The organism is Bradyrhizobium mercantei (assembly GCF_001982635.1).
GTDB classification, from domain to species: domain Bacteria; phylum Pseudomonadota; class Alphaproteobacteria; order Rhizobiales; family Xanthobacteraceae; genus Bradyrhizobium; species Bradyrhizobium mercantei.
In genome coordinates this window covers 527,216-551,704 of record NZ_MKFI01000004.1, presented here as the reverse complement: position 1 = coordinate 551,704, position 24,489 = coordinate 527,216, and the positions used below count along the sequence as shown (strand labels likewise).

Below are 24,489 nucleotides of genomic sequence, written 5' to 3'. Positions count from 1 at the left end.
TACAAACGATCCGGCCGGTCAACTGGGTTCAAGTCCCCAGCCGCCGCAGCACAAATCAGGGATTGGTGCGATGAGCAATTTCAACCAGGAAAGCGTCCTCAGCGTCCACCACTGGACCGACACGCTGTTCTCCTTCAAGACCACGCGCAATCCGTCGTTCCGCTTCCGCAACGGCGAGTTCACCATGATCGGACTCAAGGTCGGCGAGAAGCCGCTGCTGCGCGCCTACAGCGTCGCCAGCGCGAATTACGAGGACACGCTGGAGTTCTTCTCGATCAAGGTTCCGGACGGCCCGCTGACCTCGCGCCTCCAGCACCTCAAGCAAGGCGACGAGATCATCGTCAGCCGCAAGGCCACCGGCACGCTGGTGATCGACAACCTCGAGGACGGCCGCAACCTCTATCTGATCGGCACCGGCACCGGCCTTGCGCCGTTCCTCAGCGTGATTAAGGATCCCGAGACCTATGACCGGTTCGAGAAGGTCGTGCTGCTGCACGGCTGCCGCCGCGTCAAGGAGCTCGCCTATGGCGAGATGATCACCGAGAAGCTGCCGCAGGACGAGTTGATCGGCGAGCTGGTGCGCGACCAGCTGATCTACTATCCGACCGTGACGCGCGATCCGTTCCGCAACCGCGGCCGCATCACCGACCTCATCACCTCGGGCAAGCTGTTCACCGATATCGGCCTGCCGGCGCTCGATGCCGCGCATGACCGCGTCATGATCTGCGGCTCGCCGGCGCTGGTCGCCGACACCCGCGCGCTGCTGAATGGCCGCGGCCTCGTCGAGGGCAATCACGGCGAGCCCGCCCAGTTCGTGGTCGAGAAGGCGTTCGCCGAGCGTTAGTCTTCGCAGCGATCTCCAGCCCCGTCACTGCGAAGGGTTCGCGACAAGATTGCGAAAGCAATTTTGCGCCGAAGCGACGAAGCAATCCATCTTCCGGTACAGCCGGGAGTAATGGGTTGCTTCGCGTCGTTTGCAACAACGTTGATAGCGCTAGGGCCTCACCGCCGGCGTCTCGATCGGCATGCCGCGCGCCCGCGTCATCAGATAGAGCTCGAGCTCGACCAGCTCCAGCGAACCATAATCATAGGCCTGTGCTCGGATGCCGGTGATGCAGGCGCGCAGCCGCCGCTGCAATGATCCGAGCGCCTGCCATTCCAGCCGATAAAGCGGATAGCCGGTCGGCTGTCCCTGCGTGATCGCGCTGCCTGCGAGCTTCTTGTCCCAATTGTCGTCGTGGCAATTAGTGCAGGCCAGATTGAGCTGGCCCTGCCGCTGCATGAACAGCGCGTGGCCCTTTTCGACGAACGGCGCCAGCTCCGGATCGTCGCCGGCCGCGATCGGCTCGCCGCGCGATTGCTGCGCGACATAGGCTGATAGCGCCAGCAGATCCCGGCTTTCATAGGCGAAGGGCGATGCCTGCTGGTGGTTGGTGCGGCAAACGTTGATCCGCCCTTCGAGGTCGACCGGCTTTCCCAGCGCCTTCTCGAAGGCGGGATAGTGCGCCGCGACGCCCTTCATGCTGACGCGCGCATCATTGTGACAATCGGCGCAGGCCTTGTCCGCGGTGCCGGCCTTGCGCTTCCACAGCGTCTCGCCGTCGAGTACGGAGAGCATGCCGGGGTTGGCGGTGTCCTCGTCCTGCATCGCCCTGGTGTCAGCGCTCATGAAGCTGTAGCCGGAGCGGCGTTCGGATAGCGGAATCTCGGTGGCGAGCGCTGCGCCCGCCATCGCCGTCAGCAGCGCGATGCAGGCGGCAATCCTCATTCGACCGTGATCGAAGCCTGTGCGGTCTCCGAAAACCCCTTGTCGCCGGACCACTCGAACTCGAACTTGCCGCTCTCGGTCACCGTGGTGAAGAAGGTGATGAACGGATTGGCCGCGATCGCGGGATAAAGATCGGCGCGGAACACCTCCGCGCCGTTGAAGCGGCAGGTGAAGCTCGTGATGATGTCACGCGGGACCACGTCGCCGGACGCGGTGTGGCGATAGCCGGTCTCCATGATGTGCGACATCAGCGTCTTGATCTCGATGACGTCGCCACGCTTGGCCTTCTTCGGTACGTTGATCAGGGCCGACGGCATCAGATCGCCTCCTCGGTGCAGGCGGCGAGCGTCACCACGACATCTGCGGTCGCCGACCAGAACGTGTCGTCGGACAGCCGCGCGATCGCGGTGACCTTCTGGCTGTCGGCGAGGCGGATGCGCGTCGACACCTGCGCGCGTCCGGCGCGCGGCCCGAGATAGAAATTGCCGATGTTCGGCTGCGGGTTCTTCTCGTTGAAGACATGGATGCTCTTCACATACTCATCCGCCGTCATCGGGCTGGTGACGCTGACCGTCATCGGCACCGTATTGCCGTTCTCGACCAGCGGCGGGATGTCGAGCTTGACCTTGCCGGTCCGCACATTGGCTTCGCCGACCACATTGCGGATCGCGGTCTGCAGCATCGCCGGCGTCGCGTCGGCAGGGCGCACGATCACCATCACTGCGGCGCCTCCGGCGAGGCCCAGAACCCTGCGGCGTGTGGTGTGGTTTGAATTCGCCATCGATTGATAAGTCCTAGTTCCGCAACGTCACCAGATAGGCCACGATATCCTCGATCTGCTCCGCCGACAGGATCGGCTTTCCCCGCCATGAGGCGCCGACGCGTGTGAGCCCGTCGATGCGATAGTAGGACGGCATGATCGTCGCCGCATTGAGATGCGCCGCATCGACCAGCCGGAGCCGCAACTGTCCTTCCGACCAGCGCACGCCGCTGCCGGACAGGTTCGGCGCAAGGTCGCCCTGGAACGCCTGCTCGGGAAATGGGCCGCTGTGGCAGAGGATGCAAGTGGAGGAACGCTCGACGACGAGCGCACGGCCGCGCGTGACATCGCCACTGGTTCCCGTCAGCGACTGCGGAATCGCATCGCCCACGACGGTATAGGGCCGGAGCTCTTCGGCGCTGGCCGGCGCGCCGGCTGCGAACAGTCCCGCGGCAAGCGTGAGGGCGAGCCTAGCCAAAGGCATCTCCCGTGATGGCTTTGAACCAGTCGAGCGCCTGATCGGCCTCGCGCTGACGCACTTCGCGCGGCGCGTCGACCGGGCTGGTGATCACCTCGGCCTCGGCGTATTGATCCTCCTTGGGCTGATAGATGCCCTTCAACGAAAACGCGTAGCCAGGAGCGACCGTATTGTAGCAGGCGCCATCAAGGCGTGGTGTCTCCGGTGCCTTACCCGCCAGCGAGTTGACGATCGCAGCCGCACAGGCGCGGCCTTGCGCCGCCGCGGCGGAGGCCGATTTCGGGATGCCGCCGGCGATTGCGGCGTCGCCGATGACGTGAATATTGGGCACGAGCTTCGAGGCAAAGCTGACCGGATCGATCGGGCACCAGCCGGTGTGGTCGGCGGCGCCGGCGATCCCGGCGATGCGGCCGGCGCGTTGTGGCGGGATCACATTGGCGACGGCTGCGGTGTAGTTGCCGAAGTCGGTGACAATCTCGTTGGTCGCCGGATTGACCGACGTGACGCGCCCGCCCTGCGACAGCGCGATCCGTTCGATCATGTCGGGATAGAGTTCGGCCCAGGCCTTCTCGAACAGCTTCTGCTGCGAGTAATTGTCCTTGGCGTCGAGCACCAGGATTTTCGACTTCGGCTTCTTCGCCTTCAGGTAATGCGCGATCAGGCTGGCGCGCTCGTAGGGCGCGGGCGGGCAACGCAGCGGCGCGGCCGGCACCGCGATCACGACCAGGCCGCCGTCGTCCATCGCCTCGAGCTGCCTGCGCAGCAGCATGGTCTGCTCGCCGGCCTTCCAGGCGTGCGGCATCTTCTCCGCCGCGGCCTCGTCGTAGCCGGGCAGGCCATCGAAGTGCATGTCGATGCCGGGCGCCAGCACCAGCCGGTCATAGGAGAGAACAGTGCCGTCAGCGAGCGCGATCGTACGCGTCTGCGCGTCGACCTTGGTGGCCGCCTGCGCGGCAACCGTGATGCCGTCGGCCGCCACCTTGTCGTAGCTGAATTGCTGGGCGGTGAGCTCGCGCAGACCCGCGATCACCTCGTTGCTGAACGGGCAGGCGGTGAAGATCTTGTTCGGCTCGATCAGCGTGACCTGGAGTTTTGCGTCGAGCCGCCGCAGCGCTCGCGCGCAGGCGGTGCCGCCGAAGCCGCCGCCGATCACCGCGACACGCGGCGCCGCCTGTGCCAGCGCCGGACGCGCCAACGCGGCCGCCGCTGCGACGGCAGCGACGCCGCGGACCACATCCCTGCGCGTCTGATGACGCGTGACGGCCATGCACGACAATCCGGAAAAAGGAAGCGGCGGCCGCTCGGGCCGCCGCTTCGGGTTTGCTCAGGCGAAGGAGATGTTCTGGTTGCGCAGCGGGAAAGAGCGGATGCGCTTTCCCGTCGCTGCGAAATAGGCGTTGAGCACCGCCGGCGCCGCGACGCCGATGGTCGGCTCGCCGACGCCGCCCCAGAACCCGCCGCTCGGCACCATCACCGATTCCACCTTCGGCATCTCGTTGATGCGCATCGAGTTGTAGGTGTCGAAATTGGTCTGCTCGATGCGGCCGTCCTTCACGGTGCAGCCGCCATAGAACAGCGCGCTGAGGCCGTAGACGAAGGAGCCCGCGATCTGCCGCTCCACCTGCGCCGGATTGACGACGTAGCCGGGATCGGTGGAGGCGACGATGCGATGCACCTTGATCTTGCTGCCGTCGGTCACCGAGATCTCGGCGGCGCCGGCAACGTAGCTGCCATAGCCCATCACCTGCGCGATGCCGCGATAGACGCCCTTGGGCGCCGGCGTGCTCCAGCCGATCTTCTCGGCCACGGCGTTGAGCACAGCGAGATGCTTGGGGTGCTTGCCCATCAGCTTGCGGCGGAATTCGAGCGGGTCCTGGCCTGCGGCCAGCGCCAGCTCGTCCATGAAGCATTCCATGTAGATCGCGTTGTGATTGACGTTGACGCCGCGCCAGAAGCCCGGCGGGACGTGCGGGTTGCGCATCGAATGCTCGACCAGCAAGTTCGGCACGGAATAGCCGATCGCGGCCTCGCCGGCTTGCGCAACGCCCTGGAAGGCGGCGGGGTCCATGCCGTTCTGCAGCGCTTCCGGGCGCACCGAGAACAGGATGGATTGGCCGGACAGACGGTAGTGCAGCGCGACCAGATTGTTGTCGGCATCGAACGCGCCGGTCAGCTTGCACTGCGTGACCGGGTGATACTTGCCGTGCTGCATGTCCTCTTCGCGCGACCACAACAGCTTGATCGGCGTGCCCGGCATCTGCTTGGCGATCGCCACCGCCTGCCTCACATAGTCGGTCATGCCGCGCCGGCCGAAGCCGCCGCCGAGCATCAGCTTGTGCACGTCGACCTTCTCCGCCGGCAGGCCGGAGGCTTCGAGCGCCGCCGCGAACGCCGCCTCGCCATTCTGCGTGCCGCACCACACCTCGCATTTGTCAGGCGTGTAGAGCACGGTGGCGTTCATCGGCTCCATCGTGGCGTGGTTCTGGTAGGGATAGCTGTAGACCGCTTCCACCTTCTTCGCCGCGCTCGCGATGGCGGCCTTGGCGTCGCCGTTCTGGTTGCCGATATAGGCCGGCTGCGCATTGTCGAGCCCTTCGGCGAGCCACTTCGCGATGGTCTCGCTGGAGACCTTGGCGTTGTCGCCTTCGTCCCAGACGATCGGCAGCGCATCCAGCGCCGTCTTGGCGTGCCACCAGGTATCGGCGACGACCGCAACCGCGCTGTCGCCGACCGGCACCACTTTCTTGACGCCCTTCATGCCTGATATCTTGGCTTCGTCAAAACTCTTCACCTTGCCGCCGAACACCGGGCAATCCTTGATCGCGGCGTTCAGCATGCCCGGCAGCTTGACGTCGATGCCGTAGACCATCTTGCCGGTGGTCTTGTCCACGGTGTCGAGCCGCTTCAGGCCCTTGCCGGCGATGGTCCAGTCCTTCGGATCCTTCAGCTTGACGTCGGCCGGCGGCTCGAGCCTCGCTGCGGCTTCGGCGACCTTGCCGTAGGTCGTGGTCTTGCCCGACGGCGTATGCGTGATGACCCCGTTGGAGACCTTGCACTCGGCGGCGGGCACCTTCCACTCATTGGCCGCGGCCTGGATCAGCATCACGCGCGCGGTCGCGCCGCCCTTGCGGACGTAGTCCTGCGAGGTGCGGATGCCGCGGCTGCCGCCGGTCGAGAAATCGCCCCAGGCCCGCTTGCGGGCGACGCTCTGGCCGGGCGTCGGATATTCGGTGGTGACCTTCGACCAGTCGCATTCCAGTTCTTCGGCGACGAGTTGGGCGAGGCCGGTCAACGTGCCCTGGCCCATCTCGGAGCGGGCGATGCGGATCACCACGGTGTCGTCGGGCCGGATCACCACCCAGGCATTGACTTCAGGCGCGCCGTCGGCCGCGCGCACCACGCCGGGGCCGCCGAACGGCAGATCGAGGCCGAGCGCGAGACCGGCGCCGGCGGTCGCGGTGCCGATCACGAAGGCGCGGCGGTTGAGTTTCGGCATGACATGCCGGTTGATTTGCAGATTCATGGCTGCCTCCTCACGCGTTCGCGGCAGCATGGATCGCCTCGCGCACCTGCTGGAAGGTGCCGCAGCGGCAGATATTGGTGATGGCGTCGTTGATGTCGTCGTCTGATGGCTTCGGGTTTTCCTTCAGCAGCGCCGCGACGGCCATGATCATGCCGCTCTGGCAATAGCCGCATTGCGGCACGTCGTTGGCGATCCAGGCGAGCTGCACCTTGTGCATCACGCCGTTGACCTCGAGACCCTCGATCGTGGTGATGTCCTTGCCGGCCGCTTCGCTCACCGTCACACCGCAGGAGCGCATTGCGACCCCATCGACATGCACGGTGCAGGCGCCGCATTGTGCAATGCCGCAGCCATATTTGGTCCCCGTCAGTCCGACATTCTCGCGAATCGCCCACAGCAGTGGCGTGTCGTCCTCGACGTCTACAGTGATTGTCTTGCCGTTGATTTTGAGGTTTGCCATCGCTTTCCCCTGAATGGTCCGATCCTCCGATCGGACTGCAGCGCGATGTTGGCCTTGAAACTGGAACGGTTCAAATCAAGAAAATGCGCTTGTAGTGCGGAAGAAAGTTGATGCTGTGGTGTTTGGCCGCGCCTCTGCGCGCATCACATGCCTGTCATGACTTTTGCGGTGAAGCGACGGCCAGGCGCAGGAAGCTCATGACGCTGCCGAGCGCAGCAAATCCGGCGCCCAGTGCCAGCGCCACCGTTGCGCCCTCGCGATCGGCCAATGCGAAGCAGAGCGCGGCGAGTGCGGCGCCGGTGGTCTGCCCGATCAGCCGCGCGGTCGCGACGATGCCGCTGGCGCTGCCGCTGCGATGCGACGGCGCGCTCGACATGATCGCTTTCATGTTGGGGGTCTGGAAGAAGCCGAATCCGATGCCGCAGATCATGGTGCGCCAGACGATGTTGGCGACGCTCGGCTCCGCCGGCAGGGTTGCGAGCAGCACCATGCCAAGCCCGAGCAGCAGCATGCCGATGCCGCCGAGAATGCCGGCCGGATAGCGGTCCGACAGCCGGCCGCCGATCGGCGCCATGAAGGCGACCACCAGCGGCCACGGCGTCATGAAGAAACCGGTCTCGACCTGCGAGCGATGCAATATGTCCTCGAAGTAGAACGGCAGCGACACGAAGGCGAGGCCCTGCACAGCGAATGAGCAGACCGCGGTCGCAGCCGACAGCGCGAAGATCGGCCGGCGGAACAGGTCGATCGGCAGCATCGGCGCCGGATGATCGGCATGCCGCCGGGTCAGGATCCAGCCGAACACGACCGCGCCGACGAGTTCGGCGATGACCAGCGCCGGCGCTGCCTTGTGCGCGGCGCTGCCGATGCCGATGATGAAGAGGCCGAGGCAGGCACAGGCCAGCGCCGCGCCTGTGAAGTCGAAGCTGTGTTTGGCGCGCGGCGTCTTCGGTAGCGTCTTCATGCCGATCAGCACGGCGATGATGCCAAAGGGAATGTTGACGGCGAACAGCCAGGGCCAGGTCCCAAGCGCGAGGATTCCGGAGGCAATCGTCGGCCCCAAGGTAAAGGCGGTCGCGACGACCAGCGCATTGTGGCCGAAGCCGCGGCCGTGCATCCGGCTCGGATAGACGAAGCGGACTAACGCGGTGTTGACGCTCATCAGGCCGCTGGCGCCGAGCCCCTGCAAGGTCCGCGCGACCAAGAGGCTGGGCAGCGACCACGCCAGCGCACAGCCGAGTGACGCCAATGTGAACAGCAGGAGACCGCCGAGATAGATCCGCTGGTGGCCGACGATTTCGCCGAGCGCGCCGAGCGGCAGCAGCGTCGCGACCAGGGCGATCTGATAGACGTTGACGACCCAGACCACTTCCGCAGGGCTGACATGCAGATCGTTGGCGATGGCCGGCAGCGCGATGTTGGCGATCGCAGTATCGAGCGAGGCCATCGCCAGCGCCGTGAAGATCGCGGCCACCGCCCAGCGGCGGGTCTCCCACGGCAATCCATCGGTGATCGGCGCCGTTGTTGCACCGGTGGTCGGGGTCTTCTCGAGCATGCCTGAAAATGTCTCCGTGATGGCCATGTACACCGCCGCCATCCCGTTCCCCAGCCGCGCCATTGCATGATGCGTATGCGAAGCGGCCTTGCCGGGGCAGGCGCCTAGAGATCCCGGCGCGGCCCGAACAGATATCCCTCCATGGCGCGCAGCACCCGGCGGCTCGCCGCAGCCTGCGAGAGGTCCTGTTGAAGCGCATGGTCGACCATGGCGCGGCTGATCACGATCAGATCCTCGATCGCGTCGTCGTCGATGGGCCTTGCGATCTCACGACGATGCCGGGCCAGCAGGGCGGCGACCAGGTCCTTCAATTCCCCGGCCGCTGACGTGCCCGACGACGCCGGGCGCAGGCGATCCTCCTCGGTCTCCAGGATGCGGTTGAGGCCGGCCCGCTCGGCGTGCGCCTCGAGCTGGGCGCGAATGATGAGGTTGAGCGACGCGGTCAGGCTCTTGCCTTCGGACGCCGCGACGGCATCCCGCACCTTCGCCAGCAGCGCGTCCTCGAACCTGGCGATCAGAGCCAGCGTCAGCGCGTCCTTGTTGGGGAAGTACTGGTACACCGAGCCGACGCTGATGCCGCCGCGCTCGGCCACTGCATTGGTGTTGAAACCCTCGAGCCCGCGCGCCTCCAAAACGCGAGCCGCGGCTTCCAGAATCACCGCCACGGTCTCCCGCGAACGCTGCTGAAGCGGCTGTTTCCGGGCCTTTATGCGCCGTTTCACCGGCATGATGGATCGCTCCTGAAACGCGAGTTGTGGAATATGAGCAATTACTCACATTATGGCGACGAAAGGAGGACCGATCAATGGTGACACTACAGACGACTTCGTCCCCCGTGCTTCCCGAACACGGGGACGATCCACACACGTTTCATATCTTCGTCATGGTCAAGACCACGCGGCACTGGCTCGATCTGAAGACCGAGCAGCGCCTCGTGTTCCTGCACGAGGAGGTCATTCCGCTGCTCCGGCGCCGTCCCGAGCTGAAGCTGCGCTGGTTCGAGCCGGAAGCCTTCTCGACCAGGGCGACCGACGTCATGATCTGCGAAACCGGCGACCTCTCGGCCTGGGCATGGTTCTGCGATCACCTGCGCGAGACGAGGTTCTGGGATCACTATTTCGAAGTGCTGGACATCATGCCGGCGCTCGAAGGCAATTATCTTGCCTAGATCGCTGAACGCCGGCCCGGATCGTTCCGGGCCGGCGTGCCGGCTGGCTGCGGGGCAACACACTCGGTAGGGACAACGGGGGAAAGAGCTGTGGGCTCCCTTCTTTCAGGCCTCATGCTTGCGCATGCTGGTGGCCCCGGGACGTCGCAGCCTGTCAGACCGCTGAAGAATTCATCTTCCCGTGCTGTGTCACACGACCGCATGCAAGCGACTTTCGGATAGCTTGCGTCACAGGCGCGATCGATTACCCTTGGTATACAAGCAGGGCCGACGTCAGATCGGACCGCAAGAGGGACGAGCGCATTGCACGGACAGGCCGACCGGCGCAGCGAAGCCATGCGAAGCGCCAGCGAGGGAACTCGGCGCCGCGCATTCACCGGCCTCTGGGTCGCGGCATTGCTGGCGATCCTCAGCTTCCTGGTCATCTATCCCGTCTTCATGCTGCTGCTCGGCGCGCTCACCGACACCAATCCGGTGGTCGACGGCATTCGCCTCAGCCTGAGCCATCTGTCGGTCGCCAACTTCCTCGCGGTGCTTGCCAATCCCAATGTCGGCGAGGCGCTGCTCAACACGCTGATCGCCTGCGGTGGCGGCACGCTGATCGCGGTCGCGATCGGGCTGTTGTTCTCCTGGATCGTGGTTCGCACCAACACGCCGTTCAAGGGCTTCATCGCCGCGGCCAGCATCCTGCCGCTGTTCGCGCCGCCGCTGGTGGCGGGCGTGGCCTGGGCGATCCTCGGCTCGCCGAAGACCGGGTTGATCAACACGATGTTCAAGTGGATGGGCTCCGACCTGCGCATCGATCTCTATTCGATGTGGGGCCTGGTGTTCGTGTTCGGCATCTACTACGCGCCCTATGTCTACATGTTCACCTCATCGGCGCTGCGCAACATGGACCCGAGCCTGGAGGAGGCCGCGGAAATCTCCGGCGCCAGCGCGTTCGCCACTTTGTTCACGGTGACGTTTCCGCTGATCATGCCGGCGATCGTCTCGGGCATGCTGCTGTCGTTCATCGTGATGCTCGGCATCTACGGCATCCCCGCCGTGCTCGGCGCGCCGACCAATCTGAACGTGCTGACGACCTATATCTTCAAGCTCACCAACTGGTCGCCGCCGCTCTACAACACCGCGGCCGCGGTCGCGATCATCCTGATGGTGGTGACGGGGCTCCTGGTCTATCTGCAGCAGAAATTGCTCAGCGGGCGCAGCTACACCACCGTCGCCGGCAAGGCGTTCCGGCCGCGCAGCCTCGATCTCGGGCCGTGGCGCTGGCTCACCTTCGCGCTCGGGGTCGTCTACCTCCTCGTTGTGGTCGTGCTGCCGTCGCTGGCGCTGATCGTCGCGGCCTTCCGCAAGTTCATGTTCATCCGCGATGCAGCCAGCCTGTTCGACATGCGGCAATACTCGCTGATGCATTTCGAGAGCATCTTCGACAACCCGCTGACCATGAGGTCGATCTACAACGCGGTCGAGGTCGGTGTCATCACGGCGGTCGTCGGCGGCGCGCTCGCCTTTGCGATCGGCTACACGATCCATCGCACCCGCGTTGCCGGGCGCGGCGCCATCGACCTGATCTCGACCTTGCCGGTCGCGATCCCCGGGCTCGTGGTTGGCGTGGCCTATCTCTGGGCCTGGATCGGCGTGCCCGGCGGGCTCTACGGCACGATCTGGATTCTGGCGCTCGCCTTCATCGCGCGCTTCATGCCCGACACGGTGAAGGCGCTGTCGACCTCGTTCCTGCAGATCCATCGCGAGCTCGAGGAGGCCGCCTGGGTCTGCGGCCGGGGCATGCTCGGCACCATCGCGACAATCGTGCTGCCGCTGGCGCGGCCGGGCGTGCTGGCGTCAATGACGCTGCTGTTCGTGCTGGCGATCCGCGAGCTCGGCTCGTCGCTATTCCTCTACACGAGCAACACCATGGTGATGTCGGTCTTGCTGCTCGACTATTACGAGGGTGGCAATGTCGGCAAGACCGCGGCCTTCAGCCTGGTGCAGACGGTGCTGCTCGGCGTCCTGATCGGCGGCGCCAATTGGCTGTCGCGCGGGTCCGCGCAGCGCAGCGCGGCACGGACCGGATAACAATAAACGAGGGGAGGATTGCGATGGATAGACGAACCTTCACCACACTGGCCTTGGCGAGCGCGGCGACACTCGCACTGCCACTGCGGGCGCGCGCGGACGAGTTCGGCTCGCCCGAGCTGATCGCGGCCGCCAAGGCCGAGGGCAAGCTGGTGTTCTACACCGCGAACTACGCCGAGATCGAACAGCAGGTGATCAAGCTCTTCAACAAGCGCTTCCCCGAGATCAGGGTCGAGATGGTCCGTGCGCCGGGCGGCCAGCTCATCACCCGCGTGAAGACGGAAGCTGCTGCCGGCAAGCTGATCGCCGATATCGTCGACCACTCCGATCGCGCGCTGATGCAGCCGTTGGAGGATCTATTCCAGGATTACGCGCCGCCGAATGCGGCCGATTACAGCAAGGATGCGCTGGTCTCGGCAAAACTCTGGCCGCGCGCCACGATCGCCTGGTCGATCGCCTACAACACCGAGCTCGTGAAGGATCCGCCGAAATCCTGGATTGACCTGACCAAAGCGCAATATGACAAGCTGACCGGCCAGGTGTTCGCGCAGTCCGGCGGCACCACCTGGACGCGGATCATGTTCGAGCGCCAGGTGCTCGGCGAGGACTACTGGGCCAAGCAGGCTGCCACCCATCCGGTGCTGTATCCTTCCGGCGCGCCGATGGCCGATTCACTGGTGCGCGGCGAGATCGCGATGGGGCCGCTGCTCTACAACGTCATCTACCAGAAGAAGAAGGATGGCGCGCCGGTCGAGATCTTCTTTCCGCCGGAGGGCGTTCCGGTCAATCCCTACGCGACAGGCATTCCGAAGACGGCGTCTCACCCCAATGCGGCAAAGCTGTTCCTGAACTGGTGCCTGTCCAAGGAGGGGCAGACCTTCATGGTCAAGGAGCTCGGCAATCTCACCTCGTTGAAGGAGCCGCCGGCATTCCCTGAAGGGTTCGATCCCAAGGTGGTCAAGCTCTGGTATCCGAACTTCGACCAGTATGTGAAGTTGCACGCCGCGTGGGTCGCGGACTGGGACAAGACGTTCGGTTACCGGCAATAGCGGCGAGGCAGGCGATGACGGCGACGCTCGAAGTTACCGATCTCAGGAAGCAGTTTGCGATCGGCCGCCCGGCGATCGATGGCGTCAGCTTCGGCGTGCCGGCAGGCGAGATCGTGGTGCTGCTCGGGCCGTCCGGCTGCGGCAAGACCACGACACTGCGCTGCGTCGCCGGGCTCGAGCATCCGACCGGCGGCGAGATCAGCATCTCCGGGCGGGTGGTGTCGTCGCCGGCGCGCGGCATCCTCGTGCCGCCGCGCGCGCGCAACCTCGGCATGGTGTTCCAGTCCTATGCGGTGTGGCCGCATATGACGGCGCGGCAGAACGTGATCTATCCGTTGAAGCACCGGACGATCGGGCGCAGTGATGCCGCCCGCATGGTCGAGGACGCGCTGGCGCTGGTCGGGCTATCCGATTATGCCGACCGGCCGGTGGTGGCGCTGTCGGGCGGACAGATGCAGCGCGTCGCGCTGGCGCGCAGCATGGTGTACCGGCCGCAATTGCTGCTGCTCGACGAGCCGTTGTCGAATCTCGACGCCAAACTGCGCCTGCGGCTGCGCGACGACCTCCGCGTCATCCTCAAGCAGACCGGGATGACCGCGCTCTATGTCACCCATGATCAGGCCGAGGCGGTCGTGCTCGGCGACCGGATCGGCGTGATGCGCGACGGCAAGTTGTTGCAGATGGACACGCCTGACGTGATCTACAACCGCCCGGCCGATCTGTTCGTCGCCAATTTCACCGGCGCGACCAACGAACTCGCGGGAACGCTCGTCGCCTGCAACGGCAAGTATGGCGTGGTCGATTTCGGCGACGGAAGGCAAGGCGAGGTGGCGCTGTGCCAGACGCTGGCGCCCGACGAGAAGGTACGGATCGCGCTGCGGCCCGAGAACATCGCGATCGGCCGGCCCGATGGCGCCAACACGTTCTCGGTAAAGGTGCTCGACCGCCGCTACCAGGGCACCCAGACCGCCTACGGCATCGAGCTGTTCGGCAAGCGGCTGGAAGCGGTCGAACTCGGTACCGCCGCACGCCATCAGGTCGGCGTCGAGGCGCAGGTCGCATTGCCGCGCGAATGCCTGTGGGCTTATCGTGACGTTGGACCGGCGGCCACTGACTGACCGGAAGCTATTGCAGCGCCATGCCGGCAGTCTTGATCACGGTCGTCAGCTTCTGCTGGTCGGCCTTCATCAGCGCGGCGAGCTCATCGAGCGACATCGGCTTGCCCGGAATGTTGGCGAGCGACAGCTGGCGCTGCACATCGGGATTCTGCAACGCCTTGTTGATCGCCGCATTGATCTTCGCGAGCAGCGGCGCCGGCGTCGCGGCCGGCACGTAGATGCCGTACCAGGGAACGTAGGCCGCCTCGGCAAAGCCGGCTTCCGCAATCGTCGGGACGTCGGGCAGGTCGGGCACGCGCTTGTCGGTGAACACCGCGAGCGGCTTGACGCTGCCGGCCTTGATGTGCGGCAGCGCGAGTTCGAGCGACACGATCTCGAAATGCATCAAATTCGTCATCAGGTCGATCAGGGCCTGCGGCTGGCCCTTGTAGCCGACATTGGTCAGCTTGATGCCGGCGACCTGAAACAGTTTCTGCGCGCTGAGGTCGATCGACGATCCGGTGCCGGGATTGCCGAAGTTGAACTGTCCGGGCTGCTTGCGGGCGAGCGCGACGAACTCGCCGATCGTCTTGACCGGCATCGACGGATGCACCAGCGCCACGCTCTGATTCCAGACGGCAAGGCCGACGCAGCGGAAATCCCTGGCCGCGTTCCAGCCGGCATCCTTGTAGAGATCGGGATTGACCAGCAGAGCCGGGCCGGTGACGGCCCAGGTGTAGCCATCCGGTTCGCTGCGCGCGACGGCGGCGGTGCCGATATTGCTGTTGCCGCCGGGGCGCGCCTCGACCACGACGGTCTGCTTCCAGTCGCGCCCGACCTGCTCGGTCACGGCGCGCGCGACGATGTCGACGATGCCGCCGGCCGGGTAGGGCACGATGATGTGGATCGGCCGGCTCGGATAATTGTCCTGCGCCTGTGCGTCGGCGCTGCCGCACTGCGCCGTGACGATGCCCACGAGCAAGGCGATCGCGGTCGTGATGCCACGCATGTCTCCCTCCCGAGATGTGCCGCATCGTCGGTTGCGATGCGTGTTCTAGTTGTTCGTCACCAGCGAGCGGATGCTGCGGGCGAGGCCGAGGATGCGCGGACCGCATTCGCGCTCGATCTGCTCGGCGCTGAAACGGAACGAGGGGATGCCGCAATTGACCGACAGGCATTCGCCGGCGGCGGTGCGATAGAGCGGCGCGGCGACGCCGAAAATCTCGCGGCGCCATTCGCCGAGCGAGACGGCAAAGCCGCGCTCATTGCAGAGCTCGACGTCCGGCAGCGTCCGCCGCTCGACATAGTCGAGCTCCTCCGGACGTTCGGCCTTGACGCGCGCGACATAGGCGTCGCGTTCGTCCGTCGTGAACAGCGACAGCAGCGCGCGCCCGACCGCGGTCGGCGCCAGCGAGGAGACGAAGCCGACGTCAGGCACATGCGGCACCGCGTCCGTGGTGCGCAGCGTCTCGACATAGATGAAGTCGAGCCCGAACGGCATCGCGATCGACACCGTGCCGCCGGTGTAGGAGGCGAAGTCGCGCATCAGGGGACGCGCGAGCTGGCGGACCTTCAGCGACGACAGCACCGGATAGGCGGCGGCGAGCACGCCGAGCCCGAGCACGAAGCGGCCCTTGGCGTCGCGCCTGAGATAGCCGAGCTGCTCCAGCGTGTAGGTCAGGCGCGAGACGGTCGGCCGCGACAGGCCGGTGTGCTCGGCGAGCTCCGCATTCGAGAGCGGACCTGTGTGGTTGCGGAAGGCGGCCAGCACGTCGAGCCCGTGCGCCAGCGTGGTCGCAAAGGACGGATCCGCCTGGGATTCGAGAGAGGACAATACCGTCATACGAAATAATGATCTCGGATTGACCAATATGTCAATATATCGAAATGAATTTGCAAATCGTTTCGATATGGGCTTATCTCCCGCCCAAAAGCTGGGAGGCGGCATGGATTTCGATCTGTCCGAACGATCGGAGCGTTGGCGGCGCGACCTGCTGGCCTTCTTCGAGAAGGAGGTGCTGCCGCGCCATCGCGCTTGGCTCGACCATGTCAGCGCCCACGGCGACACGCCGCCCTTCATGGCCGAACTGCAGCAGAAGGCCCGCGCGGCAGGCCTGTGGAATCTCGGCCTGCCCGAGCTTGCCGATGACGAGCCCGGCACGCGGCTTTCCAATCTCGACTACGCGCCGCTCGCGGAGATCATGGGACGGCTGTTCTGGGCGCCGGAGGTGTTCAACTGCCAGGCGCCCGATGTGCCGAACATGATCGCGTTGCAGAACTGCGCGACGCCGGCGCAGAAGCAGCGCTGGCTGGCGCCGCTGCTCAACGCCGAGACGCGCTCCGCCTTCGGCATGACCGAGCCCGACGTCGCCTCGTCCGATGCCACCAACATCGCAACCCGGATGGTGCGCGACGGCGATCACTACGTCATCAACGGCCGCAAATGGTTCATCACCGGCGCCGCGCATCCGCGCTGCAGCTTCCTGATCGTCATGGGGGTGACCGATGCCTCCGCCGAGCGTACCAGCCGGCATTCCTGCATCATCGTGCCGATGGATGCGCCCGGCGTGCGCCTGGTGCGGCGGCTGCGCTGGATGGGTTGCGAGGATCATACGGCGCCGATCGGCGAGCTCGTGTTCGACAATGTGCGGGTGCCGGTGGAAAACCTGCTCGGCGCCGAGGGTGAGGGGTTCAAGGTCGCGCAGGTCCGGCTCGGTCCAGCGCGCATCCATCACTGCATGCGCTCGATCGGGCTCTGCGAGCTGCTGATCGAATTGATGATGGCGCGCGCCGCGGAGCGCAGCGCATTCGGCCGCACCGTGATCCAGTACGACACCGTGCAGCGCTGGATCGCCGAGGCCCGCGTCGAGCTCGAGCAGGCGCGGTTGCTTGCGTATCGCTGCGCCTGGCGGCTCGACCAGGCCGGCCATCACGGCGCCTGGCGCGACGTCTCGCTGATCAAGGTCGCGGTGCCGGCAATGCTGCAGAAGATCGCCGACCGCGCGATGCAGGTGTTCGGCGCGATGGGCGGCTCCGACGATACGCCGATCCATCAGGCGCTGGCGTGGGGGCGGCTGCTGCGGATCGGCGACGGGCCCGACGAGGTGCATCTGCGGCAGATCTTCCGGATGGAGCCGATGCCGGACTGGTCGATCGCCAATTCGCCCTATCTCGCTGCCCATCCCGCCTGAGCGGCGCTACATTGTCCACCGAATTTCCCTGAACGAGGCGCCTTCCGATGACGATGACCGAGCAAGCCCAAGACGCAAAGCCCGCCGCGATCGACAAGGAGCGGCTGCGCCGGAAATATCGGGAGGAGCGCAACAAGCGGCTGCGTCCCGACGGCAACGACCAGTATCTCCAGATCAAGGGCCAGCTCGCACATTATCTCGAGGATCCCTACACACCGGTCGTGGATCGTGCGCCGAAGACCGACCACGTCACCTTCGCCTTCATCGGCGGCGGCTTTGCCGGGCTCGCCACCGCGGCGCGGCTGACCGAAGCCGGCGTCAAGGATGTCCGCATCGTCGAGAAGGGCGGCGATTTCGGCGGCACCTGGTACTGGAACAGATATCCCGGCGCGCAGTGCGACACGGCGTCGATGGTCTATATGCCGCTGTTGGAAGAGACCGGCCACATGCCGTCGGAGAAATACGCGCATGCGCCGGAAATCCTGGCGCACTGCCAGCGGATCGGCCGGCAGTTCAATCTCTACGACAATGCGCTGTTCCACACCGAGGTGACGAGCCTCGACTGGGATGCGGCGCAATCGCGCTGGATCATCCGCACCACGCGGGGAGATGCCTTCACCGCGCAATATGTCGGGATCGGCACCGGCCCGCTGCACGTGCCGAAGTTGCCCGGCATTCCCGGCATCGAGCGCTTCAAGGGCCACTCGTTCCACACCAGCCGCTGGGATTACGACTACACCGGCGGCGGTCCGAAGGGTGCGCTGATGGACAAGCTTGCCGACAAGCGCGTCGGCATCATCGGCACCGGCGCCACGTCGGTGCAGTGCATCCCGCACCTCGCGCGCGCCTGCAAGGAGCTCTACGCGTTCCAGCGCACGCCGTCGTCGGTCGACGTGCGCGGCAACGGCCCGATTGATCCGGACTGGTTTGCCGATATCGCGACGCCGGGCTGGCAGCAGCGCTGGCTGGAGAATTTCACCGCCAACCAGGCCGGCGGATCGGCCGAGGAAGATCTGGTGCAGGACGGCTGGACCGACCTGTCGAAGCGGATCCGCGCCAAGATCATGCTGCTGCCGCGCGAGCAGCGCAGCGTGGAAAACATGCGGGCGGCATTCGAGGATTCCGACTTCGAGAAGATGGAGGAGATCCGCAACCGGGTCGACACCATCGTCGGCGATGCGGAGACGGCGAAAAACCTCAAGGCCTGGTACGGCCAGCTCTGCAAGCGGCCGTGCTTCCATGATGCCTATCTTCAGGCGTTCAACACGCCCGGCACCCATCTGGTCGATACCGACGGCAAGGGCGTCGAAGAGATCACCGAGAACGGGATCGTCGTCGCAGGCAAGGAATACGCCCTCGATTGCATCATCTATGCGTCGGGCTTCGAGGTCGGCACCGAGTACAAGCGGCGCGCGGGTTTCGACGTGACGGGCCAGGACGGCATCAAGCTGTCGCAGTATTGGGCCGAGGGCATGCGCACCAAGCACGGCATCCATGTGCACGGCTTCCCGAACCTGTTCTTCGTGCAGCCGACGCAGGGCGCCAATCTCATCTCCAACGTGCCGCATAATCTGACCGAAGCGGCGCGCACCATCGCCCTGATGGTCGGTCACGCGCGGGACAATGGCTTCAAGCAAATCGAGGTCAGCAGGCAGGCCGAGGACCGCTGGGTCGAGCTGCTGCTGACTGCGGTCGGCCGGATGATCGGCGGGCCCGATTGCACACCCGGCTATTACAACAATGAGGGACGCGAGCCGGGGCCCGCGGCCAAGCTCAATGTCGGCTATCCGGCGGGCGCGCTCGCCTACTTCAAATATATCGACGAGTGGCGCCGCAGCGGCCAGTTCGAAGGCGTACAATTCCGCTGAGCGGTGCGCGATCCGGACCGATTTTCTGCCCAAACGAGGGAGTGCCTGAGTATGCCCCAGACAACCGCAAGCGACACGTCACACGAAGGTCCGAAGGCGGCATCCGCCCCGGTCGTCGCGCAGCACGAGGCGACGCTGAAGGCGCTGCCGTTCGCCGACACCAGGGATTTTGATGACGCCGCGCGCGGCTTCCTCGGCACGATCGAGAATGCGCGCATCACCTCGGCGCAGGGCAGGGTGGTCTGGAGCCTCGAGCCTTACGGCTTCCTGTCCGAGGAGAAGGCTCCTGCAACCGTTGACCCCAGCCTCTGGCGGCAGTCGCGGCTCAACATGCATCACGGCCTGTTCGAGGTGGTGCCGGGTGTCTACCAGGTGCGCGGGCTCGACATCGCCAACATGACGCTGATCGAGGGCGACAAGGGCGTCATCGTGGTCGACACCCTGACCTCGATCGAGGGCGCCCGCGCCGCGATGGAGCTGTACTTCCAGCATCGCGGCAAGCGACCGGTCGCCGCCGTGATCTTCACCCACACCCACACCGACCATTGGGGCGGCGCGCGCGGCGTGCTCGACGACGCCATGCTGGCGGCGGGCGTGCCGATCATCGCACCGAACTACTTCATGGAGCACGCCGTCTCCGAGAACATCATCGCGGGTCCGGCGATGCTGCGCCGCGCGCAGTATCAGTTCGGGCCGTTCCTCGCCAAGGGCGTGCGCGGCCATGTCGACTGCGGCCTCGGCAAGACCATGGCGGCGGGCGGCGTGGCGCTGCTGCGGCCGACCGATCTGATCATCGCCACCGGCGACAAGCGCGTGATCGACGGCGTCGAGTTCGAATTCCAGATGGCGCCGAACAGCGAGGCGCCGGCGGAGATGCATTTCTTCATCCCGCGCTACAAGCTCCTGAACCTCGCGGAGAACTGCACGCACAATTTCCACAATCTGCTGCCGTTCCGTGGCGCCGACGTGCGCGATGCGCTGGCCTGGTCGAAATATCTCGGCGAAGCCTTGCAGATGTGGGGCGGCAAGGCCGAGGCGATGTGCGGCCAGCATCACTGGCCGGTGTGGGGTCGCGAGCGGATCGACACCATGATCCGCGAGCAGCGCGATCTCTACAAATACGCGCATGACCAGACCATCCGGCTGATGAACCACGGCCTCAACGCCGCCGAGATCGCCGAGACGATCCGGCTGCCGCAGAGCTTGGAGGGCGCCTGGCACGGCCGCGGCTATTACGGCCACATCCGGCACAATGTGAAGGCGATCTACCAGAAGTATCTCGGCTGGTACGACGCCAATCCGGTCAATCTCGATTCCTTGCCGCCGGTCGAGGCCGGCAAGAAGTATGTCGAGTATATGGGCGGTGCCGATGCGATCCTGAAACGGGCCGCGGCCGACTTTGCCAAGGGCGAATTCCGCTTCGTCGCGCGGGCCGTCAGCCATCTCGTGTTCGCCGAGCCTGACAATCAGGCGGCCCGCGCATTGCTGGCCGACACGTTCGAGCAGCTCGGCTATGCCGCCGAAAGTTCGACCTGGCGCAACGCCTATCTGTTCGGTGCCCAGGAGCTGCGGCAGGGCATGCCGAAGACGCCACCACGCTCGCCGATGCCGCGCGAGACGCTGGCTGCGCTGCGCACCGAGCAGCTCTGGGACGTGCTCGGCATCCGACTCAACGGCCCCAAGGCCGAAGGCAAGCGCATTGTGCTGAACTGGAGCTTCACCGACACCGGTGAGACCTTCGTGCTAAATCTCGAGAACTCAGCCCTGACTTACGTTGCGGGCGCGCAGGCGGCCGATGCGCACGCCAGCTTCACGCTGGCGCGCAGCGTGCTCGACGAGGTCATCGCCAAGCTGACCACGTTCCCGGACGCCGTCGGCGCCGACAAGATCAAGGTGGCGGGTGACGCGCTGCGGCTCGGCGAGCTGATGGCGCTGATGGACGAGTTCCCGCGGATGTGGGAGATCGTCGAGCCGAAGCGGACGGTGGTGAGTTAGAGCCGCCGCATGCGGCGCTATAACCGTCACCCTGAGGAGCGCGGAACGCGCGTCTCGAAGGGTCGACGGCCCGGCTGGTGGCCGTGCATCCTTCGAGGCTCGCTCCGCTCGCACCTCCAGCGACAAAGGCGAAGCCTTTGCGCGGGGATGACGGGTTGGCCGGGGCTGTCTCAAATCCCGAGATACGCCGCCTGCACCTGCTTGTTGTTGGCGAGCTCGGCGCTCGAGCCCTGCATGATCACGTTGCCGCTTTCCAGCACGTAGGCGCGCTGCACCAGGGACAGCGCACGGCTGACATTCTGCTCGACCAGGAGGATCGCGGTGCCCATCTTGTGGATCTCGCCGATCTTCTCGAAGGTCACGTCGGTCATCACGGGCGCGAGTCCTAACGAGGGTTCGTCCAGCATCAACAGGCGGGGCTTCAGCATCAGCCCGCGGCCGACCGCGACCATCTGCTGCTCGCCGCCGCTCATGGTGCCGGCAAGCTGCTTCCTGCGGTCGGCGAGCCGCGGGAAGATGCTGTAGACCAGCTCCATGGTGCGCGCGCGATCGGCCTTGGCCTTGGGCACAAAGGCGCCGATCTCGAGATTCTCCTGCACCGTCATGTCCGGGAATACCTGGCGGCCTTCCGGGACATGCGCGATGCCGAGCTCGGGGATGCGGTAGGGCGGCAGCTTCGCGAGGTCGACGCCGTCGAACGTGACCTTGCCGGCGAACAGTTTGACGAGGCCGGAGACCGCGCGCAGCGTCGTGCTCTTGCCGGCACCGTTGGCCCCGAGCAGGCCGACGGCTTCGCCCTCGCCAATGGAGATGCTGACGTCGGTGATGGCGGGGACCGAGCCGTAGCTGGCGCTGACGCCGAAGAGCTCAAGCATGGGCGTCTCCCTGCGCCGGCGGATGCACATAGGAGCCGAGATAGGCGCGGATCACTTCCGGATTCTCCACGATCTCCTTCGGCGCGCCCTCGGCGATCTTCTGGCCGTGGTCGAGCACCACGATATGGCGCGCCACCGCCATGATCGCGCGCATCACATGCTCGACGATCACGATGGTCAGCCCGCTGGCGGCGAGTTTCTTCACCAGCGCCACCGCCTGGTCGATCTCGGCCGGGTTGAGCCCGGCCATCACCTCGTCGAGCAGCAGAATCCTCGGCTGCGTCGCCAGCGCGCGGGCCATCTCCAGCCGGCGCTGGTCGATGGTGGTGAGGTCCTTGGCCCGGGTCTGCTCCTTGGCGCCCAGGCCGACGAAGTCGATCGCCTCGAGCGCTTTGGCGCGGGCGGCAGCGACATGCCGGTCGCGCAGGAAGGCGCCGGTCATCACATTGGCGAGCACCGTCATCGCGCCGAACGGCTTTGCGACCTGGAAGGTGCGGGCCATGCCGAGGGCGCAGACGTCATGCGGCTTGAGGCCGACGACCTCATTGCCGAAGGCGAGCACCGACCCGGAGTCCGGCCGATGAAATCCCGTGATCAGATGAAAGCTCGTGGTCTTACCGGCGCCGTTCGGCCCGATCAGCGCGACCGTCTCGTTCTCCTGCACGGTGAAGCTGACGTCCTGCACGGCGCGCAGGCCGCCGAAGCGCTTGCTGAGACCCTTGATGACCAGTGCTTCTGCCATCGGGCGACCTCAGGCGCGCGCCGGCTTGCGCCGGGCGTAACGGTGATAGACGTCGGTCGCAAATCCGATCAGCCCGGTCGGCCGCCACAGGATGACGGCCATCAGGATCAGGCTGTAGACCGTGAGCTGGATGCCGCCCACCGAGCTGCCGAGCCAGCTCTGCAACAGCGCCGAGGTGGTTTCCAGCAGCACGGTGCCGATCACGGGGCCCCATAGCGTGCCGATGCCGCCGACGATCGACACCAGCGCCGCCTCGATCGAGACGTTGAAGCTGAATGCGGTCGCGGGATCGATGAAGTAGATGTATTGCGTATAGAAGGTGCCGGCGAGTGCGGTGAGGAACGCGCTGATCATGTAGATGTCGCGCTTGACCTTTGGCGCGTTGACGCCGATTGCCTCTGCCGCGTCCTCATCTTCGCCGATCGCGACGAGATAGTAGCCGATCCAGGATTTCTCGATGAGATGGGTGATCCACAGTCCGACGACGAGCAGCCCGAGCACGACATAATAGTACGACGATTTCTCCTCGAACTGCATCATCAGTGGCGCGCTCCCGAGGTTCGGGATCGTGGTGCCCTCGGCGCCCCAGGCGAAATCGCGGAATTTGAGGAAGATCAGCATCAGCACCTGCGCGGTCGCGATCGTCGCGATGGTGAAATAGGGGCCGCGCAGGCGGAAGCAGAGCCAGCCGATCGGCAGGCTCGCGAGCATTGCGACCACGCCGCCCGCGACCATCCCGATCCAGGGCGAGATGCCGTAGTTCACCTGCATGATGGTCGAGGTGTAGGCGCCGAGCCCGAAATAAGCGGCGTGACCGAGCGACAGCTGTTTGGCATAGCCGCCCATCAGGTTCCAGGCGACGCCGATGAAAGAGAACAAGAGGATGCGGATGAAGATGTCGATCGCAAACGACGAGGTGACGAACTGCGGCAGAGCGAGCATGACGGCGGCCCCGATCACGAGCCATAGCCATTTCATATTGCCTGAGGTCTGCATCAGCGGCCCCTCCGGGCGCCGAGGCCGCTCGGCCTGAAGGCGAGCGTCAACAGCAGCAGCGCGAACACCACGATCAAGCCGGAATCGGCGCCGACGAACTGGATGCCGAGCGATTCCGCGATCCCCATCATCAGGCTCGCGATCAGCGCGCCCATCACATTGCCGAGCGTCCCCATCACGACGGCGACGAATGCCATCAGCACGAATACCTGGCCGACGAACGGATAGGCCGAATAGAACGGCATCAGCAGCGAGCCAGCGGCGCCCGCCAGCGCCAGCGCGGTGCCGAACGCGACCGCGAACACGCGGTTCGGATTGATCCCCATCAGCATCGCGACATCGCGGTTCTGCGACGCCGCGCGCATGGCGCGGCCGAGATCGGTGGTGTGCAGGAACACCCACAGCAGCCCGCTCAGCGCCATCGCGACCGCGAAGGCGATCAGTTTGGCCACCGGAATGTACAGCCCGCCGATGTGCCACGCCTCATCTGAGTAGGACGTATGGACGGTGCGGTAGTTGGCGCTGAACAGCATCAGCGAGAGATTGAGCAGCAACAGCGACAGCGCAAAGGTCAGGAAGATCTGCGGCATGTCGTTCGGCCCGAGCACCCTGCGGATCAGGAAGTGCTGGATCAGGACGCCGGCGACGAACAGCACCGGCATCGAGACCACCAGCGAGACCAGCGGATCGATGCCGAATTGGGTGGCGAGGAAGAACGAGATGTACATCCCGATCATCACGAACTCGCCTTGGGCGAAATTAACGATCTTGACCACGCCGAAGATCAGCGTAACGCCGATGCTGACAAGCGCGTAGATGCCGCCGATGAGCAGGCCGTTGATCACGGCCTGGGCCAGTGTCTCCCACATGCGATGCGACCGCGGT

General features: G+C 65.4%; 23 protein-coding genes. 8 read left to right on the top strand and 15 right to left on the bottom strand.

Features of this window, described 5'->3' with window-relative positions:
* Nucleotides 1-70: 70 nt before the first annotated feature.
* Nucleotides 71-844, top strand: a complete 774-nt coding sequence (locus BI327_RS20690; RefSeq protein ID WP_076862621.1) for a ferredoxin--NADP reductase — start codon at nucleotides 71-73, stop codon at nucleotides 842-844.
* 150 nt (nucleotides 845-994) lie between these two features.
* Here the strand turns inward: BI327_RS20690 and soxA are convergent, their stop codons facing one another.
* The 9 genes from soxA to BI327_RS20645 all read right to left on the bottom strand — a co-directional run bounded on the left by soxA (nucleotide 995) and on the right by BI327_RS20645 (nucleotide 9,272).
* Complete coding sequence (gene soxA, locus BI327_RS20685; RefSeq protein WP_076862620.1) at nucleotides 995-1,768, bottom strand: sulfur oxidation c-type cytochrome SoxA; 774 nt, start codon at nucleotides 1,766-1,768, stop codon at nucleotides 995-997.
* Nucleotides 1,765-2,085: a thiosulfate oxidation carrier complex protein SoxZ gene (soxZ, locus tag BI327_RS20680; RefSeq protein WP_076862619.1), complete on the bottom strand. Its 321-nt coding sequence runs from the start codon at nucleotides 2,083-2,085 to the stop codon at nucleotides 1,765-1,767. The genes soxA and soxZ overlap by 4 nt, the downstream gene beginning before the upstream one ends.
* Nucleotides 2,085-2,549, bottom strand: coding sequence for a SoxY-related AACIE arm protein (locus tag BI327_RS20675; RefSeq protein ID WP_076862618.1), 465 nt, complete (start codon nucleotides 2,547-2,549; stop codon nucleotides 2,085-2,087). The genes soxZ and BI327_RS20675 overlap by 1 nt, the downstream gene beginning before the upstream one ends.
* A 13-nt stretch (nucleotides 2,550-2,562) precedes the next feature.
* Nucleotides 2,563-3,006, bottom strand: coding sequence for a sulfur oxidation c-type cytochrome SoxX (gene soxX / locus BI327_RS20670; RefSeq protein WP_394329870.1), 444 nt, complete (start codon nucleotides 3,004-3,006; stop codon nucleotides 2,563-2,565).
* Nucleotides 2,999-4,273 carry an NAD(P)/FAD-dependent oxidoreductase gene (locus BI327_RS20665; protein ID WP_076862616.1) on the bottom strand — a complete coding sequence of 425 codons (1,275 nt, stop codon included), beginning with the start codon at nucleotides 4,271-4,273 and terminating at the stop codon, nucleotides 2,999-3,001. The genes soxX and BI327_RS20665 overlap by 8 nt, the downstream gene beginning before the upstream one ends.
* Before the next feature lie 57 nt (nucleotides 4,274-4,330).
* Nucleotides 4,331-6,517, bottom strand: coding sequence for a xanthine dehydrogenase family protein molybdopterin-binding subunit (locus BI327_RS20660; protein ID WP_076863121.1), 2,187 nt, complete (start codon nucleotides 6,515-6,517; stop codon nucleotides 4,331-4,333).
* Nucleotides 6,518-6,539: 22 nt separating this feature from the next.
* Nucleotides 6,540-6,989, bottom strand: coding sequence for a (2Fe-2S)-binding protein (locus tag BI327_RS20655; protein ID WP_076862615.1), 450 nt, complete (start codon nucleotides 6,987-6,989; stop codon nucleotides 6,540-6,542).
* Nucleotides 6,990-7,143: 154 nt separating this feature from the next.
* On the bottom strand, nucleotides 7,144-8,544 hold the full coding sequence (locus BI327_RS20650; RefSeq protein ID WP_076863119.1) for an MFS transporter: 1,401 nt from the start codon (nucleotides 8,542-8,544) through the stop codon (nucleotides 7,144-7,146).
* 104 nt (nucleotides 8,545-8,648) lie between these two features.
* Nucleotides 8,649-9,272, bottom strand: a complete 624-nt coding sequence (locus tag BI327_RS20645; protein WP_076862614.1) for a TetR/AcrR family transcriptional regulator — start codon at nucleotides 9,270-9,272, stop codon at nucleotides 8,649-8,651.
* 77 nt (nucleotides 9,273-9,349) lie between these two features.
* On the opposite strand from BI327_RS20645, the gene BI327_RS20640 reads away from it, so the two are divergent.
* The 4 genes from BI327_RS20640 (at nucleotide 9,350) to BI327_RS20625 (ending at nucleotide 13,958) form a co-directional block, all read left to right on the top strand.
* A complete protein-coding gene (locus BI327_RS20640) occupies nucleotides 9,350-9,712 on the top strand; it encodes a darcynin family protein (protein ID WP_076862613.1) in 363 nt (120 codons plus the stop codon).
* Nucleotides 9,713-10,048: 336 nt separating this feature from the next.
* Complete coding sequence (locus BI327_RS20635) at nucleotides 10,049-11,791, top strand: ABC transporter permease (RefSeq protein ID WP_076863117.1); 1,743 nt, start codon at nucleotides 10,049-10,051, stop codon at nucleotides 11,789-11,791.
* Nucleotides 11,792-11,814: 23 nt separating this feature from the next.
* Nucleotides 11,815-12,840 carry an ABC transporter substrate-binding protein gene (locus BI327_RS20630; RefSeq protein WP_245334879.1) on the top strand — a complete coding sequence of 342 codons (1,026 nt, stop codon included), beginning with the start codon at nucleotides 11,815-11,817 and terminating at the stop codon, nucleotides 12,838-12,840.
* A 14-nt stretch (nucleotides 12,841-12,854) separates the two neighbouring features.
* Nucleotides 12,855-13,958 carry an ABC transporter ATP-binding protein gene (locus BI327_RS20625; RefSeq protein WP_076862611.1) on the top strand — a complete coding sequence of 368 codons (1,104 nt, stop codon included), beginning with the start codon at nucleotides 12,855-12,857 and terminating at the stop codon, nucleotides 13,956-13,958.
* A gap of 7 nt (nucleotides 13,959-13,965) precedes the next feature.
* Here BI327_RS20625 and BI327_RS20620 read toward each other — a convergent pair whose 3' ends face one another.
* Together BI327_RS20620 and BI327_RS20615 are read right to left on the bottom strand one after the other, a co-directional pair.
* Nucleotides 13,966-14,946 carry a Bug family tripartite tricarboxylate transporter substrate binding protein gene (locus BI327_RS20620; RefSeq protein WP_083742167.1) on the bottom strand — a complete coding sequence of 327 codons (981 nt, stop codon included), beginning with the start codon at nucleotides 14,944-14,946 and terminating at the stop codon, nucleotides 13,966-13,968.
* Between the two features lie 45 nt (nucleotides 14,947-14,991).
* Complete coding sequence (locus BI327_RS20615) at nucleotides 14,992-15,780, bottom strand: IclR family transcriptional regulator (RefSeq protein ID WP_076862610.1); 789 nt, start codon at nucleotides 15,778-15,780, stop codon at nucleotides 14,992-14,994.
* Between the two features lie 103 nt (nucleotides 15,781-15,883).
* On the opposite strand from BI327_RS20615, the gene BI327_RS20610 reads away from it, so the two are divergent.
* From BI327_RS20610 to BI327_RS20600, 3 genes are read left to right on the top strand one after another with little or no spacing between them, the layout of a single operon-like run.
* Entirely contained in the window at nucleotides 15,884-17,128 is a 1,245-nt protein-coding gene (locus tag BI327_RS20610) for an acyl-CoA dehydrogenase family protein (RefSeq protein WP_076862609.1), read from the top strand.
* A gap of 47 nt (nucleotides 17,129-17,175) precedes the next feature.
* On the top strand, nucleotides 17,176-18,996 hold the full coding sequence (locus tag BI327_RS20605) for a flavin-containing monooxygenase (RefSeq protein ID WP_083742165.1): 1,821 nt from the start codon (nucleotides 17,176-17,178) through the stop codon (nucleotides 18,994-18,996).
* Between the two features lie 51 nt (nucleotides 18,997-19,047).
* Nucleotides 19,048-20,991, top strand: coding sequence for an alkyl/aryl-sulfatase (locus tag BI327_RS20600; RefSeq protein ID WP_076862608.1), 1,944 nt, complete (start codon nucleotides 19,048-19,050; stop codon nucleotides 20,989-20,991).
* Nucleotides 20,992-21,161: 170 nt separating this feature from the next.
* Here BI327_RS20600 and BI327_RS20595 read toward each other — a convergent pair whose 3' ends face one another.
* Genes BI327_RS20595 through BI327_RS20580 form a run of 4 tightly spaced genes read right to left on the bottom strand, consistent with a single transcriptional unit; the run spans nucleotide 21,162 to nucleotide 24,473 of the window.
* Nucleotides 21,162-21,866, bottom strand: a complete 705-nt coding sequence (locus BI327_RS20595; protein ID WP_210191221.1) for an ABC transporter ATP-binding protein — start codon at nucleotides 21,864-21,866, stop codon at nucleotides 21,162-21,164.
* The gene (locus BI327_RS20590; RefSeq protein ID WP_076862606.1) at nucleotides 21,859-22,608 is read right to left on the bottom strand and encodes an ABC transporter ATP-binding protein; all 750 of its coding nucleotides are present in this window, start codon (nucleotides 22,606-22,608) and stop codon (nucleotides 21,859-21,861) included. Before BI327_RS20590 ends, BI327_RS20595 begins: the two co-directional genes overlap by 8 nt.
* Before the next feature lie 9 nt (nucleotides 22,609-22,617).
* The gene (locus BI327_RS20585; RefSeq protein WP_076862605.1) at nucleotides 22,618-23,604 is read right to left on the bottom strand and encodes a branched-chain amino acid ABC transporter permease; all 987 of its coding nucleotides are present in this window, start codon (nucleotides 23,602-23,604) and stop codon (nucleotides 22,618-22,620) included.
* Complete coding sequence (locus BI327_RS20580) at nucleotides 23,604-24,473, bottom strand: branched-chain amino acid ABC transporter permease (protein ID WP_076862604.1); 870 nt, start codon at nucleotides 24,471-24,473, stop codon at nucleotides 23,604-23,606. The genes BI327_RS20585 and BI327_RS20580 overlap by 1 nt, the downstream gene beginning before the upstream one ends.
* Between the last annotated feature and the right edge of the window lie 16 nt (nucleotides 24,474-24,489).

Bases quoted from the DNA above. Each gene is read 5' to 3' on its own strand.
- BI327_RS20690 (WP_076862621.1), top strand. From the start codon at position 71: ATGAGCAATTTCAACCAGGAAAGCGTCCTCAGCGTCCACCACTGGACC.
- soxA (WP_076862620.1), bottom strand. From the start codon at position 1,768: ATGAGGATTGCCGCCTGCATCGCGCTGCTGACGGCGATGGCGGGCGCA.
- soxZ (WP_076862619.1), bottom strand. From the start codon at position 2,085: ATGCCGTCGGCCCTGATCAACGTACCGAAGAAGGCCAAGCGTGGCGAC.
- BI327_RS20675 (WP_076862618.1), bottom strand. From the start codon at position 2,549: ATGGCGAATTCAAACCACACCACACGCCGCAGGGTTCTGGGCCTCGCC.
- BI327_RS20665 (WP_076862616.1), bottom strand. From the start codon at position 4,273: ATGGCCGTCACGCGTCATCAGACGCGCAGGGATGTGGTCCGCGGCGTC.
- BI327_RS20655 (WP_076862615.1), bottom strand. From the start codon at position 6,989: ATGGCAAACCTCAAAATCAACGGCAAGACAATCACTGTAGACGTCGAG.
- BI327_RS20650 (WP_076863119.1), bottom strand. From the start codon at position 8,544: ATGCTCGAGAAGACCCCGACCACCGGTGCAACAACGGCGCCGATCACC.
- BI327_RS20645 (WP_076862614.1), bottom strand. From the start codon at position 9,272: ATGCCGGTGAAACGGCGCATAAAGGCCCGGAAACAGCCGCTTCAGCAG.
- BI327_RS20640 (WP_076862613.1), top strand. From the start codon at position 9,350: ATGGTGACACTACAGACGACTTCGTCCCCCGTGCTTCCCGAACACGGG.
- BI327_RS20635 (WP_076863117.1), top strand. From the start codon at position 10,049: ATGCGAAGCGCCAGCGAGGGAACTCGGCGCCGCGCATTCACCGGCCTC.
- BI327_RS20630 (WP_245334879.1), top strand. From the start codon at position 11,815: ATGGATAGACGAACCTTCACCACACTGGCCTTGGCGAGCGCGGCGACA.
- BI327_RS20625 (WP_076862611.1), top strand. From the start codon at position 12,855: ATGACGGCGACGCTCGAAGTTACCGATCTCAGGAAGCAGTTTGCGATC.
- BI327_RS20620 (WP_083742167.1), bottom strand. From the start codon at position 14,946: ATGCGTGGCATCACGACCGCGATCGCCTTGCTCGTGGGCATCGTCACG.
- BI327_RS20615 (WP_076862610.1), bottom strand. From the start codon at position 15,780: ATGACGGTATTGTCCTCTCTCGAATCCCAGGCGGATCCGTCCTTTGCG.
- BI327_RS20610 (WP_076862609.1), top strand. From the start codon at position 15,884: ATGGATTTCGATCTGTCCGAACGATCGGAGCGTTGGCGGCGCGACCTG.
- BI327_RS20605 (WP_083742165.1), top strand. From the start codon at position 17,176: ATGACGATGACCGAGCAAGCCCAAGACGCAAAGCCCGCCGCGATCGAC.
- BI327_RS20600 (WP_076862608.1), top strand. From the start codon at position 19,048: ATGCCCCAGACAACCGCAAGCGACACGTCACACGAAGGTCCGAAGGCG.
- BI327_RS20595 (WP_210191221.1), bottom strand. From the start codon at position 21,866: ATGCTTGAGCTCTTCGGCGTCAGCGCCAGCTACGGCTCGGTCCCCGCC.
- BI327_RS20590 (WP_076862606.1), bottom strand. From the start codon at position 22,608: ATGGCAGAAGCACTGGTCATCAAGGGTCTCAGCAAGCGCTTCGGCGGC.
- BI327_RS20585 (WP_076862605.1), bottom strand. From the start codon at position 23,604: ATGCAGACCTCAGGCAATATGAAATGGCTATGGCTCGTGATCGGGGCC.
- BI327_RS20580 (WP_076862604.1), bottom strand. From the start codon at position 24,473: ATGTGGGAGACACTGGCCCAGGCCGTGATCAACGGCCTGCTCATCGGC.